At 68.8% G+C, this 15,291-nt stretch carries 15 protein-coding genes; 10 read left to right on the top strand and 5 right to left on the bottom strand.

The genetic code is table 11. From position 1 onward, the window contains the following. Positions 1-81 precede the first annotated feature (81 nt). Positions 82-1,170 carry a hypothetical protein gene (locus tag ELQ94_RS06250; protein ID WP_127048288.1) on the bottom strand — a complete coding sequence of 363 codons (1,089 nt, stop codon included), beginning with the start codon at positions 1,168-1,170 and terminating at the stop codon, positions 82-84. A gap of 46 nt (positions 1,171-1,216) precedes the next feature. After that, positions 1,217-1,558: a DUF3140 domain-containing protein gene (locus ELQ94_RS06245; protein ID WP_127048286.1), complete on the bottom strand. Its 342-nt coding sequence runs from the start codon at positions 1,556-1,558 to the stop codon at positions 1,217-1,219. A gap of 165 nt (positions 1,559-1,723) precedes the next feature. Here ELQ94_RS06245 and ELQ94_RS17250 point away from each other — a divergent pair, with 165 nt between their 5' ends. The 4 genes from ELQ94_RS17250 (at position 1,724) to ELQ94_RS06230 (ending at position 5,522) form a co-directional block, all read left to right on the top strand. Next, a complete protein-coding gene (locus ELQ94_RS17250) occupies positions 1,724-1,864 on the top strand; it encodes a hypothetical protein (protein ID WP_166404667.1) in 141 nt (46 codons plus the stop codon). Continuing rightward, positions 1,861-2,256, top strand: coding sequence for a VOC family protein (locus ELQ94_RS06240; protein WP_127048283.1), 396 nt, complete (start codon positions 1,861-1,863; stop codon positions 2,254-2,256). The genes ELQ94_RS17250 and ELQ94_RS06240 overlap by 4 nt, the downstream gene beginning before the upstream one ends. A gap of 163 nt (positions 2,257-2,419) precedes the next feature. After that, positions 2,420-3,181: an SGNH/GDSL hydrolase family protein gene (locus ELQ94_RS06235; RefSeq protein WP_208007565.1), complete on the top strand. Its 762-nt coding sequence runs from the start codon at positions 2,420-2,422 to the stop codon at positions 3,179-3,181. 190 nt (positions 3,182-3,371) lie between these two features. Next, positions 3,372-5,522: a DEAD/DEAH box helicase gene (locus tag ELQ94_RS06230; protein ID WP_127048281.1), complete on the top strand. Its 2,151-nt coding sequence runs from the start codon at positions 3,372-3,374 to the stop codon at positions 5,520-5,522. 101 nt (positions 5,523-5,623) lie between these two features. Here ELQ94_RS06230 and ELQ94_RS06225 read toward each other — a convergent pair whose 3' ends face one another. After that, the gene (locus tag ELQ94_RS06225) at positions 5,624-5,881 is read right to left on the bottom strand and encodes a mycoredoxin (RefSeq protein WP_127048279.1); all 258 of its coding nucleotides are present in this window, start codon (positions 5,879-5,881) and stop codon (positions 5,624-5,626) included. Between the two features lie 96 nt (positions 5,882-5,977). On the opposite strand from ELQ94_RS06225, the gene ELQ94_RS06220 reads away from it, so the two are divergent. After that, positions 5,978-7,006: a 6-phosphofructokinase gene (locus tag ELQ94_RS06220; RefSeq protein ID WP_127048277.1), complete on the top strand. Its 1,029-nt coding sequence runs from the start codon at positions 5,978-5,980 to the stop codon at positions 7,004-7,006. A gap of 113 nt (positions 7,007-7,119) precedes the next feature. On the opposite strand, the gene ELQ94_RS06215 is transcribed toward ELQ94_RS06220, so the two are convergent. Then, the gene (locus tag ELQ94_RS06215; protein WP_127048275.1) at positions 7,120-9,243 is read right to left on the bottom strand and encodes a S9 family peptidase; all 2,124 of its coding nucleotides are present in this window, start codon (positions 9,241-9,243) and stop codon (positions 7,120-7,122) included. A gap of 38 nt (positions 9,244-9,281) precedes the next feature. Between ELQ94_RS06215 and ELQ94_RS06210 the strand changes: the two genes are divergently transcribed. The 4 genes from ELQ94_RS06210 (at position 9,282) to ELQ94_RS06195 (ending at position 12,289) form a co-directional block, all read left to right on the top strand. Further along, complete coding sequence (locus tag ELQ94_RS06210) at positions 9,282-10,121, top strand: aldo/keto reductase (protein ID WP_127048272.1); 840 nt, start codon at positions 9,282-9,284, stop codon at positions 10,119-10,121. A 10-nt stretch (positions 10,122-10,131) separates the two neighbouring features. After that, a complete protein-coding gene (locus tag ELQ94_RS06205) occupies positions 10,132-10,641 on the top strand; it encodes an 8-oxo-dGTP diphosphatase (protein WP_208007564.1) in 510 nt (169 codons plus the stop codon). A gap of 131 nt (positions 10,642-10,772) precedes the next feature. Next, complete coding sequence (locus ELQ94_RS06200) at positions 10,773-11,954, top strand: inorganic phosphate transporter (RefSeq protein ID WP_127048268.1); 1,182 nt, start codon at positions 10,773-10,775, stop codon at positions 11,952-11,954. Then, positions 11,951-12,289: a peptidase gene (locus ELQ94_RS06195; protein ID WP_127048266.1), complete on the top strand. Its 339-nt coding sequence runs from the start codon at positions 11,951-11,953 to the stop codon at positions 12,287-12,289. Before ELQ94_RS06200 ends, ELQ94_RS06195 begins: the two co-directional genes overlap by 4 nt. A gap of 79 nt (positions 12,290-12,368) precedes the next feature. On the opposite strand, the gene ELQ94_RS06190 is transcribed toward ELQ94_RS06195, so the two are convergent. Continuing rightward, positions 12,369-13,697: a uracil-xanthine permease family protein gene (locus ELQ94_RS06190; protein ID WP_127048263.1), complete on the bottom strand. Its 1,329-nt coding sequence runs from the start codon at positions 13,695-13,697 to the stop codon at positions 12,369-12,371. 129 nt (positions 13,698-13,826) lie between these two features. On the opposite strand from ELQ94_RS06190, the gene ELQ94_RS06185 reads away from it, so the two are divergent. Then, a complete protein-coding gene (locus ELQ94_RS06185; RefSeq protein ID WP_127048261.1) occupies positions 13,827-15,290 on the top strand; it encodes an NCS2 family permease in 1,464 nt (487 codons plus the stop codon). Position 15,291: the final 1 nt, after the last annotated feature.

Below are 15,291 nucleotides of genomic sequence, written 5' to 3'. Positions count from 1 at the left end.
GCAGCAATTTCTGCCGCGTTCACCAAGACCTGCAGCGCGAAGTGGGCCGAAACGGACAGAGACCGGGTCTGACGGCGCCGGTCACATCAGGAGCTGCGGGACGAACCAGACGATGGCGACGATCCCGGCGAGGACGAGGACCGCCAGCCACGGCGCGCTCGACCGCAAGCGCCGGCCGGCCGGCGCCACCACCCTGACGCGGCCTGAACCACGGCGAGCGGTCGTCGCCGAGGCCGTGATCGGAGCCAGCACGGGCGCGTCCTGGCCGGGGACGCGGTCGTCGCGGTATCGGCCGGACACACGATGCAGCTTCGCGACGATGGTGTCGCGGATGCGGAACAGTCGCTGCCAGGTGGCCGGTTCGTCCACGTCGAACGCGCGGGTGGAATAGAAGAAGACCCAGTCGTCGACGATCTCCACATCGAACTGGTCCGACTCGTCGATGAGGAGCGCCATCACGTCCGGAGTGAAGACGTAGAGCGCATCACGCTCGTAGTCGCTCGGGCAGTACAGCGTGAAGTACCGATCGAAGTCGCCCTCGAGCGAGAGGACCTGGTCGCGATCGAAACGGAACGGGATGATGCCGACTCCGAAGAAACCGTTGTTGTCGCGCAGGTCGAGCACCATGTGGGGGAGCGGCTGCTCGAGTCGCATCGCGGCGAAGCCGATCCGATAGTTGCGTTTGCCTTTCCCGCTGCCGACGGACCAGCTGTACGTTCCGAACTCGGCGTACGGTCCGTCGACAGAGCGGAACCGCACGTCGCGCGACTGACTGTGACCGGCGGAGAAGGCGGCCCCCGGATACTCGGCCACGTCGGCCGGCTCGTCGTAGACCAAACCGTTCGCCTCGGCGAATCTGGATCGTCGCAATCGTGCGGCCCAGGCCGATCGTCCGTGCAGGCGCACCAAAACGATCAGCAGGCCGGCGATGCCGGCGACCGCGAGTGGGACGGACGGAGCATTCGTCTCGGCATCACCGTCCGTCGATCCCAGGACGAAACGGATCAGCGGGAGGCCCCCGACGAGGACCGCGATCACGACGATCACGATGACCCAGACGTTCGTGGTGTCGAACCAGCGGCGGTTCGACTTCTCCCGTCGGCGGAAGTCCTTCACCTCACTCCGACTGACCGCCGCCGTGAGTGCCGTCGTATCCGGCTGTGCGCTCACGTCCCTGTCCCCACGAAGGACAGCGTAGCGATGAGACGGGTCCGGCTCATTTCACGGGGTCGTGGCCCCAATTCATGAGGGAGTAACGCCACGGGGTGTCGGACACGTCGCCCGACGGCCGTTGGGCGGTGTGCCGGGAGACGTACCCCACGACCTTCCTCATGTGGGAGAGATCGTCGTCGCTCAGGTCGTCCTTCTTCGTGTGCAGGAGGTCGACGATGCGTCGGCCGCTCTTGTGGCCGGTCGACTCCCCTCCGTCGTCCTTCTGGCCGACGCTCTTCGAGTCGTCGGTCTCGAGCCAGTCGGAGAGCTCCGAGGCGGTCATGTTGACCGCCTCGTGGAACTCGCGCCGGATGTCGTCTGCGTCGTTCTTCTCTGAATCGCTCATGCTCCGATCGTGGCGAGAGAACGAATCGTCTGGGAGGGGCTTGCGCCCTCACCCCGAATGCATCCACGGGATCCTGCCAACGGGAGACCCCTCGTCCATCGAACTGAGCGCGGCGTACACTGGGCGAACCGCGACCGATCGACGACGATGGGATACCCACCGGCCATGCGCATTCCCGGCTTTTCCGCCTCCGAGTCGCCTCGCGACGTGCGAGTGTCCGCCCGGCCGGGGTCGCGCGACGACCGCCTCGCCGACCCGCTCGTCGACCTCCTGCCGCAGCCGACGCCCCCGGTGGTCGCCTCGTGAGCGGCATCGGCCTCTACCTGTCCTTCCCCGGCACCGCCGCCGAGGCACTGGGGTTCTATGCGCGCGCCTTCGACGCCGAGGTCGAGCTGCACACGTTCGACGAGTTCGGGCGCACCGACGGCCCGGCCGACGCGATCGCCCACGGGGTCCTGAGCGGACCGGTCGGCCTGTTCGCCTCCGACACGGCGGGCGACGAGGAGCCGGTCTCGATGACCGGCGTCAGCGTGACCCTCCTCGGCACGGCCGACGGGGAGACCCTGACCCGCTGGTTCGAGCGACTGTCCGACGGCGGCACCGTGCTCGATCCCCTGCAGAAGCGCCCGTGGGGAGCGACCGACGGCCAGGTCCGCGACCGCTACGGCGTGCGCTGGCTCGTCGGCTACGAGGACTGAGTCCGCGGTGGCGCTGACGGGACGGTGTGAGCCTGAGATGCTCGTGCCGCCGACCTGTGCTGACGGTGCGAGACTGAGGTGCCGATGCCGCCGACGCGTTCCAACGGTGTGAGCCTGAGATGCTCGTGCCGCTGACCCGTGCTGACGGTGCGAGACTGAGGTGATGGACGAGATCAGGTACGTCGCGCTCGGGGACAGCTTCACGGAGGGCGTGGGGGACGATCGGCCCGACGGGAGCGTGCGCGGCTGGGCCGACCTCGTCGCGGAGGGCCTCGCCGCCTCGGGTGCCCGTGTCCTCTACGCGAACCTCGCGATCCGCGGCCGACTTCTCGGCCCCATCATCGATCAGCAGCTCGAACCCGCGATCGCCCTCGGGCCCACGCTCGTGACGTTCAACGGCGGCGGGAACGACATGCTGCGCCCGAAGTCCGATCCCACGCTCCTGCTCGCGCGCATCGGCGCCGTGCTCGACCGTGTGGCCGAATCGGGAGCGCAGCTCGTGCTCCTGAGCGGGGCGAACCCCACGGGCGGGCTGCCGATGCGCGCGCGCATCGAGGCCAAGGGAGACGCCCTCAACGAACGGGTCGCCGCGCTCGCCGCGGACCGGGGAGTGCTCTTCGCCGACAACTGGTCGGATTCCGAGCTCGCGCGCTCCGCCTACTGGTCGCACGACCGACTGCACCTCGGTCCGATCGGACACCAGCGGGTCGCGGCCCGCGTACTCGCGACGCTCGGCTACGAGCACCCGTCGCACTGGGTCATCGACGCTCCAGGGGGCGCATCCGGGAAGAACATCCGCGACGAGCTCGCGTACTACCGCGAGCACGTCGTGCCGTGGATCCAGCGCCGGCTCACGGGACGTTCCTCCGGCGACGGCCGTGCCGCGAAGTACGGCGCCTGGACCGAGATCACGCCTCCGGCCTGACCGGAGCCCGGCGGGCGGCCGCCCGGAACCCCGTGCGCGGGAGCGGTCGCCGTGCCGTAGAATGGGCTCATCGCCTCCCGTGGGGGTTCGACGATCCGCGAGTGTCATCCGCGTTGATCTGCGAAAGCACGGGAGCCGACTCGATCAGGCCGATGCTCCCGCGTCGGATCCTCGACTGCTCAGGAGGAGCATGCCGTACACCGGTCACCGTCGTTCGTCGGGACGATCGTCCAGCCGCACCGTCGCGCGTCACGACGACGATGCGCCGCTCATCCCGATCCTCGCGCGCAAGGTGCGCGAGGTCGAGGCCAAAGCCCAGAAGGGCAAGGTCGGCCCTACGAACCGGGTCAAGTTCCAGGTCATCGCCTTCCTCGTCCGCGAGGAGCGCGCGCGCGTCAAGGCCGACGTCGCGCTCGACCCCGCCGCCCGTGCCGAGCTGCTCAAGCGGCTCGACGGCGTCGCCCAGATCCTCGCGAAGACCGCCGCCCGCGACACGTCGCTCATCGCGCTGCTCGAGGTCGACCAGACCACGAGCCCCGTCGCCCAGCGGCTTCGCCGCGACTGGCTCATCGAGTCCGGCGCGGAGCTGAGCCCCGACGAGCTCATCATCTCGACGCAGAAGGTCGAGGTGCCGTCGATGATCCCGGCGGAGCTCGCCGAGCGTCAGGTGCTGCCGCAGTCCGTGGTCTCGCGCCAGCTCGCGAACCCGTTCCTCCCGCCGGACTTCAGCAAGGCCGAGCCCACCACGGTTCCCCGCCGCCGTCTCGACGGCTGGGAGCTCATGAGCCCGCTCTACAAGGCGTTCGAGCAGGGCGCCGGGGGAGGGGCTGCCTCCATGGAGCTGCCCGAGGCCCCGGAGATCGACCGCCTCGCCCCCCGCGGCATGGAGATCATGCACCACCAGGCCCGCTTCGTCGAGGCCGTGCGGGAGGGGCACCGCAGCTTCCTCCTCGCCGACGAGCCCGGCCTCGGCAAGACCGCGCAGTCGGTGCTCGCGGCGTCCATCGCCGACGCGTATCCGCTGCTCGTCATCGTCCCCAACGTCGTGAAGATGAACTGGGCGCGCGAGGTGGAGCGCTGGACGCCCCTGCGTCGCGCGACGGTCATCCACGGCGACGGCCGCGACATCGACGCGTTCGCCGACGTCGTCATCGTCAACTACGAGGTCCTCGACCGTCACCTCGGGTGGCTCGGCCAGCTCGGCTTCAAGGGCATGGTCGTCGACGAGGCCCACTTCATCAAGAACCTCCACTCGCAGCGGTCGCAGCACGTGCTGTCGCTCGCGCAGCGCATCCGCGAGAGGGCTCCGGGAGGCGACCCCCTCATGCTCGCGCTCACGGGAACGCCCCTCATCAACGACGTCGAGGACTTCAACGCCATCTGGCAGTTCCTCGGCTGGGTGTCGAACGACAAGCCCATGCCGGAGCTCATGGAACGCCTCGACGCGACCGGCCTGACGCCGGCCGACCACGGCTTCTACCGCGAGGCGCGCGAAGCCGTCATCGACATGGGAATCGTCCGTCGCCGCAAGGTCGACGTCGCCGCGGACCTGCCCGCGAAGCGCGTCGCCGACCTCCCCGTGGAGCTCGACGACGACTTCGGTCGCTCGATCCGCGACGCGGAGCGCGAGCTCGGCGCCCGGCTCCTCACGCGCTACCAGCGCGCGGCGGGTGCCCGAGGCGACGACTGGCGCGACCCGTCCACGGAACTCGTGCGCATGGTGGCCCAGTCCGAGCTCGACGAGGCGAAGTCCTCCGGCGGCCAGGAGAACGTCTTCACGATGGTGCGGAAGATCGGCCAGGCGAAGGCCGGACTCGCCGCCGACTACACCGCGCAACTCGCGCGATCGGTCGGCAAGGTCGTGTTCTTCGCGAAGCACATCGACGTGATGGATCAGGCCGAACGTGTGTTCCAGGCGCGCGGTATCGGCACGGTGTCGATCCGCGGCGACCAGCAGGCCATCGCCCGCCAGGCCGCCATCGACGCCTTCAACACGGACGACTCCGTCTCGATCGCAGTCTGCTCGCTGACCGCGGCCGGCGTCGGCGTGAACCTGCAGGCGGCGTCCAACGTCGTGCTCGCCGAGCTGTCGTGGACGGCCGCCGAGCAGACCCAGGCGATCGACCGCGTGCACCGCATCGGACAGGACGAGCCCGTCACCGCGTGGCGCATCATCGCCGCGCACACGATCGACACGAAGATCGCCGAGCTCATCGACTCCAAGCAGGGCCTCGCGGCGCGAGCCCTCGACGGGTCCGATCAGGACGCCGGCTCGAGCGACTCCGTGCAGCTCAACGCCCTCATCCACCTGCTCGGTCAGGCCATCGAGGACGCGGCCTAGCCCCGCTTCACCGCCCTACCATCTGAGGCGTTCGAGCGTCTTCCTCCCGGTCCACCGGAGCGAAGGCGCTCGAACGCCTCAGTTCGTGGGGCGTGACCGGCTCAAGCGGAGATGCGCTGCTTGACCTCGTGGAGGGACGGGTTCGTGGCGGTGGTGCCGTCGGGGAAGACGATCGTCGGCACGGTCTGGTTGCCGCCGTTGACGCTCGCGACGTATTCGGCGGTGCCGTCCACGTTCTCGATGTCGATCTCGGTGTAGGAGATGCCGGCACCGTCGAGCTGCTTCTTGAGGCGAGCGCAGTACCCGCACCACTCGGTCGTGAACATGGTGACGCTCGAGGGTTCAGGGGTGTAGTCCATGACTGTCAGATTACTCCGCTCCCACGCGCTAGGGTCGTGGTGGCGGCGATCGCGCCAGCGAGGTAAACGCCGCGACTGAGTCGAAAGGCGAACTCGATGCGAATTGGTGTGCTCACGAGCGGTGGCGATTGCCCCGGACTCAACGCGGTCATCCGCGGTGCCGTCCTCAAGGGGACCAAGATCCACAACCAGTCCTTCATCGGCATCCGGGACGGATGGAAGGGCGTCGTCGAGGGCCTCACGATGCCTCTCGACCGCCACACCGTGCGCGGGCTCGGCAAGCAGGGCGGCACGATCCTCGGGACGAGCCGCACGAATCCGTTCGAGGGCCCCCACGGCGGTCCCGAGAACGTGCAGGCGACGCTCGACCGCATCGGGGTCGACGCGCTCATCGCGATCGGCGGCGAAGGCACCCTCGCGGCCGCCAAGCGCCTGACCGACGCAGGCCTCAAGATCGTGGGCGTGCCGAAGACGATCGACAACGACCTCGACGCCACCGACTACTCGTTCGGCTTCGACACCGCCGTGGAGATCGCCACGGAGGCGATCGACCGCGTCCGCACCACGGCCGAGTCGCACAAGCGCTGCATGGTCGTCGAGGTCATGGGTCGGCACGTCGGCTGGATCGCGCTCCACGCGGGTATGGCGGCGGGCGCCCACGCGATCCTCATCCCCGAGCAGCCCCAGTCGATGGAGCAGATCTGCGACTGGGTGCAGCAGGTGTCCGACCGCGGCCGTGCCCCGATCGTCGTCGTGGCTGAGGGCTTCACCCTCAACACGATGGAGACGGCGCACTCCGAGAAGGGGCTCGACGCGTTCAACCGTCCGCGCCTCGGTGGCATCGCCGACATGCTCGCACCCGAGATCGAGGCCCGCACGGGTGTCGAATCGCGCGCGACCGTGCTCGGCCACCTGCAGCGCGGCGGCGTGCCGAGTGCGTACGACCGTGTGCTGTCGACCCGCCTCGGCATGGCGGCGATCGACTCCATCATGCGCGAGGAGTGGGGCACGATGGTCGCCCTCCGCGGCACCGAGGTCGTCAACGTCCCGTTCGAAGACGCCGTCGGCCGCCTCAAGACGGTCCCCGAGGACCGTTACGAGGAAGCCTCGATCCTCTTCGGCTGACCCGTAGCCCTCACAACCTCCGCGAAAGTGCGGACTTTCGCCCCCTCGGACAGTGATCGGGGGGCGAAAGTCCGCACTTTCGCGATGGGACGGGACCGGCGGTGCCCCAGCGGTCAGGCGTCGGCGACGCCGAGGGCGTCGAGGATCCAGGCGAGTTCGAACGCACGCTCGTGCCACTGCGCGTAGCGCCCGCTCACGCCACCGTGGCCCGCGACCATCTCCGTCTTGAGGAGCGCGGGAGCGCCGACCTCGCGCAGGCGCGCCACCCACTTCGCGGGCTCGACGTAGTAGACGCGGGTGTCGTTGAGGCTCGTCGTCGCGAGGATCCGCGGGTACTGAGCCCCCTCGCGCACGTTCTCGTACGGCGAGTACGTCTTCATGTATGCGTAGACGTCCGGATCGTGCAGCGGGTCGCCCCACTCGTCCCACTCGATCACCGTGAGCGGCAGGCTCGGGTCGAGGATCGTCGTGAGCGCGTCGACGAACGGGACGGACGCGTGGATCCCGGAGAAGAGCTCAGGGGCGAGGTTCGCGACCGCGCCCATGAGGAGACCGCCGGCGCTTCCGCCCTCGGCGACGAGAGCATCGGGTCGGGCGATCCCGGCATCGACGAGGTGGCGGGCGCTCGCGACGAAGTCGGTGAACGTGTTCTTCTTGACGAGGAGCTTGCCCTCCTCGTACCAGGAGCGTCCGAGCTCACCGCCGCCGCGGACATGGGCGATCGCGAAGCCGGCCCCGCGGTCGAGCATCGACAGCCGTGCGATCGAGAGGGCCGGGTCCATGCTCGCCTCGTACGAGCCGTAGCCGTAGAGCAGGAACGGCCGCGGTCCCGTCTCGCCGTCCTGCCGCCATACGAGGGAGATGGGCACACGCGTGCCGTCCTCGGCCGTCGCCCACTCACGCGCCTGCTCGTACTCGGCGGGGTCGTAGCCGCCGAGGACCTGCTGCTGCTTGAGCAGCGTGCGCTCGCCGGTGCGGACGTCGCAATCGAACACGCTCGAGGGTGTGACGAACGAGCCGAAGCCGATGCGGAGCGTGGGCTGCTCCCACTCGGGGTTGCCGCCGAAACCGACGGAGTAGAGGGGCTCGTCGAAGGCGAGCTCGTCGATCGCGATGTCCGCGATCGTGGAATCCGGCCCGAGCAGGGTCGTGCCCACCTGGGTCAGCCCGTCGCGTCGGTAGGAGAAAGCGAGATGGTGCGCGAACGCGTCGACGGCCTCGAGCCGGCGCTCCTCGCTGTGAGCGATCACGACGGTGGCATCGGCCGGCCCTGTGCCCGGCTCCTCGGGCGACACCGCGACGAGCTCGAAGTTGGGGGCTCCGTCGTTGTGCAGGATCAGGAGGACGGAGTCGTGACCGATGCGAGCGTGCTCGATGGAGTACTCGACGCCCTCCCTGCGCGGCCACACGACGCGGAACTCGGAGGTGGGATCGGAGGCCGGTGCGATGAGGTACTCGCTCGTCACGGACGAGCCCAGTCCGATGACGAGGTAGTCGCCGCTGCGGGTCAGCCCGATGCCGCCCCAGAATCGCTCGTCCTCCTCCTTGTGCACGACGACGTCCGCGGCGACCTCCGTGCCGACCTCGTGCCGCCAGATCGTGTCGGGCCGCCACGCGTCGTCCACCGTGGAATAGAAGACGAATCGACCGTCGGGGGAGAACATCGCGCCGGAGAACGTGCCGGGGATCTCGTCGGCCAGCTGGATTCCGGTCGCGAGGTCGCGGATGCGCAGGACGTATCGTTCGTCACCCTCGGTGTCGACACCGAACAGGAGGCGGGCGCCGTCACGCGACACGTCGAAGCTGCCGATGCGGAAGAAGTCGTGACCGTCGGCCTCGATGTTGCCGTCGAGGAGGATCTCCTCTCCCGGCACCTCCGTCTCGGCATCGAGCTTGGGAGGCGTCCAGTCGTCCGGCGAGGTGATCGGCGCTCGGCAGTGCACGCCGTATTCCTTGCCCTCGAAGCTGCGGGAGTAGTACCAGTAGTCGCCCTCCCGCACGGGCACGGAGAGATCGGTCTCGAGCGTGCGCGACCTGATCTCCTCGAAGATGCGGGTGCGCAACCCCGCCAGGTGGGCGGTGCTCGCGTCGGTGAAGGAGTTCTCGGCCTCGAGATGGGCGATCACGTCGGGGGATTCCTTCTCCCGGAGCCACTCGTAGGGATCCTCGAAGACGTCTCCGTGATGGGTGCGGGGGATCGGTCGCTTCGCCGCCACGGGCGGTTCGGAATGCGTCATGCACACAACGCTAACGCCCGGGCGCGTAGGGTCGGAACATGACTTCGATTCCCGCCATCCGCCTCGACGACGGCCACGAGTTCCCCCAGATCGGTTTCGGCACGTACCCCTTGAAGGGCGAGGAGGGAGTGACGGCGATCCGCTCCGCGCTCGACGCCGGCTACCGCCTGCTCGACACCGCCGTGAACTACGACAACGAGGTCGAGGTCGGCGAGGCGCTGCGGGCATCCGGTCTCCCGCGCGAGGACGTCCAGATCACGACCAAGGTGCCCGGCCGCGACCACGGCTACGACGAGACTCTTCGTTCCCTCACCGGTTCGCTCGAGCGCCTCGGCGTCGACCACGTCGATCTCTACCTCATCCACTGGCCCAACCCGTCGCGCGACCGCTTCGTCGACACGTGGCGCGCGATGATCGAACTGCGTTCGCGCGGGCTCGCGCGTTCGATCGGCGTCTCGAACTTCACGGCCGACTACCTGACGCGGCTCGTCGACGAGACCGGCGTCATGCCGGCCGTGAATCAGGTGGAGCTGCACCCCTACTTCCCCCAGGCCGAGCTGCTCGCCTTCCACGAAGAGCACGACATCGTCACGGAAGCCTGGAGCCCCCTCGGCAAGGCCGCCAAGCCGCACGAGAACGAGGTCGTCACCTCGATCGCCGAGAAGTACGGCGTCACCCCCGGTCAGGTCGTTCTCCGTTGGCACGTCGAGCGCGGTGTCATCGCGATCCCGAAGTCCGCGACGCCGTCGCGACAGAAGGAGAACCTCGACATCTTCGGATTCGAGCTGAGCGAGGACGACGTCGACGCGATCACCGCCCTCGGCCGGCCCGATGGTCGCCTCTTCGGCGGCGACCCGACGACCCACGAGGAGATGTGAGCCCCCTCTCGTGACGGGAGACCGGCACCCCGACGTCGCGGTCTGCTACCTCCTCCGCCCGAGCGCGGTCGGCGAGGAGGTCCTGATCGGGCGCAAGCTCACCGGTCTCGGCGTCGGCCGGTCGGTCGGACCCGGCGGCAAGCTCGCGCCGGGGGAGACGCCCGCGGAGGCGGTCATCCGGGAGGTCGCCGAGGAGACCGGCATCGTCGTCGACCCGTCGGCCCTCGAGCCTCGTGGCGTCCTCGACTACCGTTTCCCGACGAAGCCGTCGTGGTCGCAGCGGTCCTTCGTCTTCGTCAGCCGCGCATTCACGGGGGACGGCGTGCCGTCCGACGAGCTCGTCCCGGAATGGTGGCCCATCGCTTCACCGCCTTTCGAGCGCATGTGGGACGACGCCCGCTTCTGGCTCCCCGGGGTCCTCGCCGGAGGCTGCGTCAACGCGTTCTTCGAGTTCGATGCCGACCTCTCGACGGTCGTCGCGAGCGACCATCCGGGCTTCGCCGCCAGGGGTCGGGACTGAATTGACCTGCGCTCGGTCGGGTGCAAAGATTTCCAGAGCCTGAACAGGCAAGCCCTCGCCGCCTACATCTCCGTGAACCTCTCGTGAACGGATCGACGTGCCCGGGGTCCCTCGACCAGAGAGCACGCCCGGTGGAAGAAGTCACCCTCCTCATCGTCCTCGTCATTGCCCTCGCGCTGTTCTTCGACTTCACGAACGGGTTCCACGACACGGCGAACGCCATGGCCACGCCGATCGCGACGGGCGCGATGAAGCCGAAGGTGGCCGTCACGCTCGCCGCGATTCTGAACCTCGTGGGAGCGTTCCTCTCGACGGAGGTCGCGAAGACGATCTCGAGCGGCATCATCCGCGAGGGCGACTCGGGGATCCTCATCTCTCCGGAGCTGATCCTCGCCGGGCTCATCGGTGCGATCGTGTGGAACATGGTCACGTGGCTGTACGGGCTGCCGTCGAGCTCCTCGCACGCGCTCTTCGGCGGACTCATCGGTGCGGCGATCGTCGGCTTCGGAGTGAACGCGATCGACTACGGCGTGCTCCTGTCGAAGGTCATCTTCCCCGCGCTCCTCGCTCCCGTCACCGCCGGTCTCGTCGCGTTCGCCGCGACCAAGATGGCGTACTCGATCACCCGCCGCTACGACGGCCGCCCCGATGGGCGTTCCGGTTTCCGGTACGCCCAGATCTTCTCGTCCTCCCTCGTCGCGCTCGCCCACGGCACCAACGACGCGCAGAAGACGATGGGCGTCATCACGCTCGCCCTCGTCACGGTCGGTATGCAGGACGCCGCGCAGGAAGGGCCCCAGCTGTGGGTCGTGATCGCGTGCGCGCTCGCGATCGCCCTCGGCACCTACATGGGCGGCTGGCGCATCATCAAGACCCTCGGAACCGGACTCACGGCCGTCAAGCCGGCCCAGGGTTTCGCGGCCGAGACGAGCACGGCCGCGACGATCCTCGCGTCGAGCCACCTCGGCTTCGCGCTCTCCACCACGCAGGTCGCATCCGGATCCGTCATCGGCTCGGGACTCGGCCGCCGGGGGTCGTCCGTGCGGTGGGGGACCGCCGGTCGGATCGGGGTCGGTTGGCTGCTCACCCTGCCTGCTGCCGCGATCGTGGGGGCGGCTGCCGCCTTCATCGCCCACCTCGGATTCTGGGGCGTCATGCTCGATGCCGCCCTCGGGTTGGGCTTCATCATCTTCATCTTCCTGCGGTCGCTGCGCGACCAGGTGGGACATGAGACCGTCGTCAACGAGGTGGCGGCCTCGGCCGACGCTGTGAAGATCACCCGTCCGTCGAAGCGATCGGGGACCGTCCGATGATCGACTGGGGCGCCTTCGTCGTCGTCTTCGCCGCCGCGCTGGTCGGGACCGTCGTGGTCGTGGGCCTCTACGCCCTGGGGCTGCGCCTCCTGGTCGTGGGAGGGCGCGTACCCGTGGTCGTCCCGGCCGAGTTCACCGACGCCATCACGGTCCTGACGCCGGCCGAGATCGCATCGGCCGAGCGCAAGGCCGCGAAGGCTGCGCGTAAGAATCCCCTCACACCGGGTCAGCGACGACTGGCTGCTTACACGGCCTACGCGTGCTTCGCGCTCTGCGGCCTCGCGGTCCTCTTCGGCATCTACCTCATCGTCCCGTTCTTCCACGCCGGCGCCTGATCCCGCTCCCCCGTATAAATCCCCTCCGTGCACGAGTTCTCAGGCACGGAGGGGATCTCCAAGGGGGTGAGTGAAGGGGTCAGGGGGCGGGGTGCGCTGGTTCCGGTTCGGGGGAGTCGGTGCCGCGCCAGCGGGAGATCCACGTCATCACGTGGTAGATCACGATGGCCGCGATCGTGCCGAGCGCGATGCCGTTGAAGCTCACGCCGTTGCCGGCGTCCCACACGAAGTTCGCGACGCCGATGACGAGGGCCGTCGCGGCGGTGAACTGGTTGGCCGGCTTGTTGAAGTCCACGTGGTTCTCGAGCCAGATCTTCACACCGATGACTCCGATCAGTCCGTAGAGCGCGGTCGTGACGCCGCCGAGCACGCCGGCGGGGATCGTGTTGATGACCGCGCCCACCTTCGGCGAGAGCGCGAGCAGTACCGCCACGATGCCCGCGACCCAATAGGCCGCCGTGGAGTAGATGCGCGTGGCGGCCATGACACCGATGTTCTCGCCGTACGTGGTCGTTCCGGAACCGCCGCCCGAGCCGGCGAGCATCGTCGCCAGGCCGTCGGCGAGGAGCGCGTTGCCCGTCTGCTTGTTGAGCGCGGGGTCCGTCATCTGGGCGACGCCGCGGATGTGGCCGACGTTCTCCGCGATGAGCACGAGCACGACGGGCAGGAACGCGGGCAGGACGCCGAAGAACGCGGGTAGCGCGCTCGGGTCGCCGAACACACCGAACCACGTCGAGAAGTCGGGCAGGCCGATCCACGCGGCCTCGCCGACCGCGTCGAATGTCACCTCGTCCAGGAGGATCGCGGCCACGTAGCCGACGGCCACACCGATGAAGATCGACAGTCGCCCGAGGATGCCGCGGAAGAGCACGGTCGAGAGGATGACCGCCGCGAGGGTGATCGTGGCGCTGAGCGGCCCCTTCTGGACGTTGTCCCACGCGGCCGGCGCGAGGTTGAAGCCGATCAGCGCCACGATCGTTCCCGCGACGACGGGCGGCATGAGCGCATCGATCCACCCGGTCCCGGTCACCCGGACGAGCAGCCCGACGAGTGCGAGCAGCAGCCCCACCACGAAGATGCCGAAGAGGGCACCGGCCATTCCGGGCCCACCCGGAGCCATCGCCGCGCCGATCGGGGCGAGGAAGGCGAACGACGAACCGAGGTAGCTCGGGAGCCGGTTCTTCGTGATGATGAGGAACAGGATGGTTCCGACGCCGGAGAAGAAGAGCGTCGCGGTGGGCGGGAAGCCGGTGATCACCGGGACGAGGAACGTCGCCCCGAACATCGCGACGACGTGCTGCGCGCCGAGTCCGATCGTGCGCGGCCACGAGAGCCGCTCGCCGGGCATGACGATCTCGCGAGCGCCGACGTCCTTTCCGTCTCCGTGCACGGTCCAGGGCAGGGGCATCGGGGGTCCTCTCTCGGTGCGGTCGTCGAATGCTATCGGACGGCCGGACCGAGTCCGGACTCGGTCCGGGGTCCGTGGCGGTCGAACGTGGTCGTAGGCTGGTGCGGTTCGAAATCCCCGAGGAGGATCATGTCGACCACCACTCGCCCCCGTGGCGGAGCAGCCGCGCGTCTCGACCGCTTCTTCGAGATCGGCGCGCGAGGCTCGACGATCGCGACGGAGGTCCGCGGCGGACTCGTCTCCTTCGTCGCGATGGCGTACATCGTGGTCCTCAACCCCCTCATCATCGGCGGGTTCTCCGCCGATCAGGCGGCGCTCGACGTGGAGGGTGGCTGGCTCCCGGCGACGCAGGTCGCGGCCGTCACCTCGCTGACCGCCGGAGTGATGACGATCCTCTTCGGCGTCGTGGCCCGACTCCCGTTCGCGCTCGCCGCGGGTCTCGGCATCAACTCGTTCCTCGCGGTCAACGTCGTCGGTCAGGTGACGTGGCCCGAGGCGATGGGGCTCGTTGTGATCAACGGCGTCATCATCGTGATCCTCGCCTCCACGGGACTGCGCTCCATGATCTTCGCCGCGGTGCCCGCGCAGTTGAAGGCCGCGATCACCGTCGGCATCGGTCTCTTCATCGCGTTCATCGGTCTCGTCGACTCGGGCTTCGTGCGCACGTCGGGCACCTCCTCCCCGCCGCTGCAGCTCGGCGAGTCCGGATCCATCGCGACGCTTCCCACGGCCGTCTTCGTCCTCGGCCTCGTCGTCATGGGTGTGCTCGTCGCGCGTCGCGTGAAGGGTGCCCTCCTCATCGGCATCGTCGCGACGACGGTCGTCGCGATCGTGCTCGAAGCGATCTTCCGGGTGGGCCCGTCGATCGACAACCCGGGAGGCTGGAACCTCAACACCCCCGCCCTGCCCGCGTCGATCGTGTCCCTGCCCGACCTCTCGCTCGTCGGCGCCTTCGACCCGTTCGGTGCGTTCTCGCGCATCGGCGGGCTCGCGGCGATCATGATCGTGTTCACCCTCGTCTTCACGAACTTCTTCGACGCGATGGGCACGATGACGGGTCTCGCGCGAGGCGCGCACCTGTCCGATGGCGACGGCAACTTCCCGCGCCTGAAGTCGGCGCTCGTGGTCGAGGGCGTCGGCGCCATCGCGGGCGGTGCCACATCGGGTTCGTCGAACACGGTCTTCGTGGATTCCGCCGCCGGGATCGGCGAGGGCGCGCGCACGGGCCTGGCCTCGGTGGTCACGGGAGCGCTCTTCCTGCTGTCGATGTTCCTCACGCCTCTCACGCAGGTCGTTCCGCTCGAGGTGGCCGCGGCCGCCCTCGTCGTCGTCGGGACGCTCATGATGTCCCAGGTGACGGAGATCGACTGGACGGACTTCGGCGCCGCGCTCCCAGCCTTCCTCACCATCACGGTCATGCCCTTCACCTACTCGATCGCGAACGGCATCGGCGTCGGCTTCCTCAGCTGGGTTCTCGTGCGGTCCCTCTCGGGCAAGGCGCGCACCGTGAGCCCGCTGCTGTGGGTGGTCGCCGCCGGCTTCCTGATCTACTTCGTGCGCGGACCGATCGAGGCGCTGCTCGGCATCGGATGAC

It is taken from the genome of Labedella endophytica (assembly GCF_003990045.1).
Classification (GTDB): domain Bacteria; phylum Actinomycetota; class Actinomycetes; order Actinomycetales; family Microbacteriaceae; genus Labedella; species Labedella endophytica.
Note: the sequence above shows the minus strand (reverse complement) of the source record. Positions and strands in the feature narration are given on the sequence as shown.

What these genes read in the sequence shown, in the direction of transcription:
- ELQ94_RS06220 (WP_127048277.1), top strand. Translation starts at nt 5,978, where the DNA reads ATGCGAATTGGTGTGCTCACGAGCGGTGGCGATTGCCCCGGACTCAAC.
- ELQ94_RS06235 (WP_208007565.1), top strand. Translation starts at nt 2,420, where the DNA reads ATGGACGAGATCAGGTACGTCGCGCTCGGGGACAGCTTCACGGAGGGC.
- ELQ94_RS06210 (WP_127048272.1), top strand. Translation starts at nt 9,282, where the DNA reads ATGACTTCGATTCCCGCCATCCGCCTCGACGACGGCCACGAGTTCCCC.
- ELQ94_RS06195 (WP_127048266.1), top strand. Translation starts at nt 11,951, where the DNA reads ATGATCGACTGGGGCGCCTTCGTCGTCGTCTTCGCCGCCGCGCTGGTC.
- ELQ94_RS06190 (WP_127048263.1), bottom strand. Translation starts at nt 13,697, where the DNA reads ATGCCCCTGCCCTGGACCGTGCACGGAGACGGAAAGGACGTCGGCGCT.
- ELQ94_RS06230 (WP_127048281.1), top strand. Translation starts at nt 3,372, where the DNA reads ATGCCGTACACCGGTCACCGTCGTTCGTCGGGACGATCGTCCAGCCGC.
- ELQ94_RS06245 (WP_127048286.1), bottom strand. Translation starts at nt 1,558, where the DNA reads ATGAGCGATTCAGAGAAGAACGACGCAGACGACATCCGGCGCGAGTTC.
- ELQ94_RS17250 (WP_166404667.1), top strand. Translation starts at nt 1,724, where the DNA reads ATGCGCATTCCCGGCTTTTCCGCCTCCGAGTCGCCTCGCGACGTGCGA.
- ELQ94_RS06225 (WP_127048279.1), bottom strand. Translation starts at nt 5,881, where the DNA reads ATGGACTACACCCCTGAACCCTCGAGCGTCACCATGTTCACGACCGAG.
- ELQ94_RS06215 (WP_127048275.1), bottom strand. Translation starts at nt 9,243, where the DNA reads ATGACGCATTCCGAACCGCCCGTGGCGGCGAAGCGACCGATCCCCCGC.
- ELQ94_RS06185 (WP_127048261.1), top strand. Translation starts at nt 13,827, where the DNA reads ATGTCGACCACCACTCGCCCCCGTGGCGGAGCAGCCGCGCGTCTCGAC.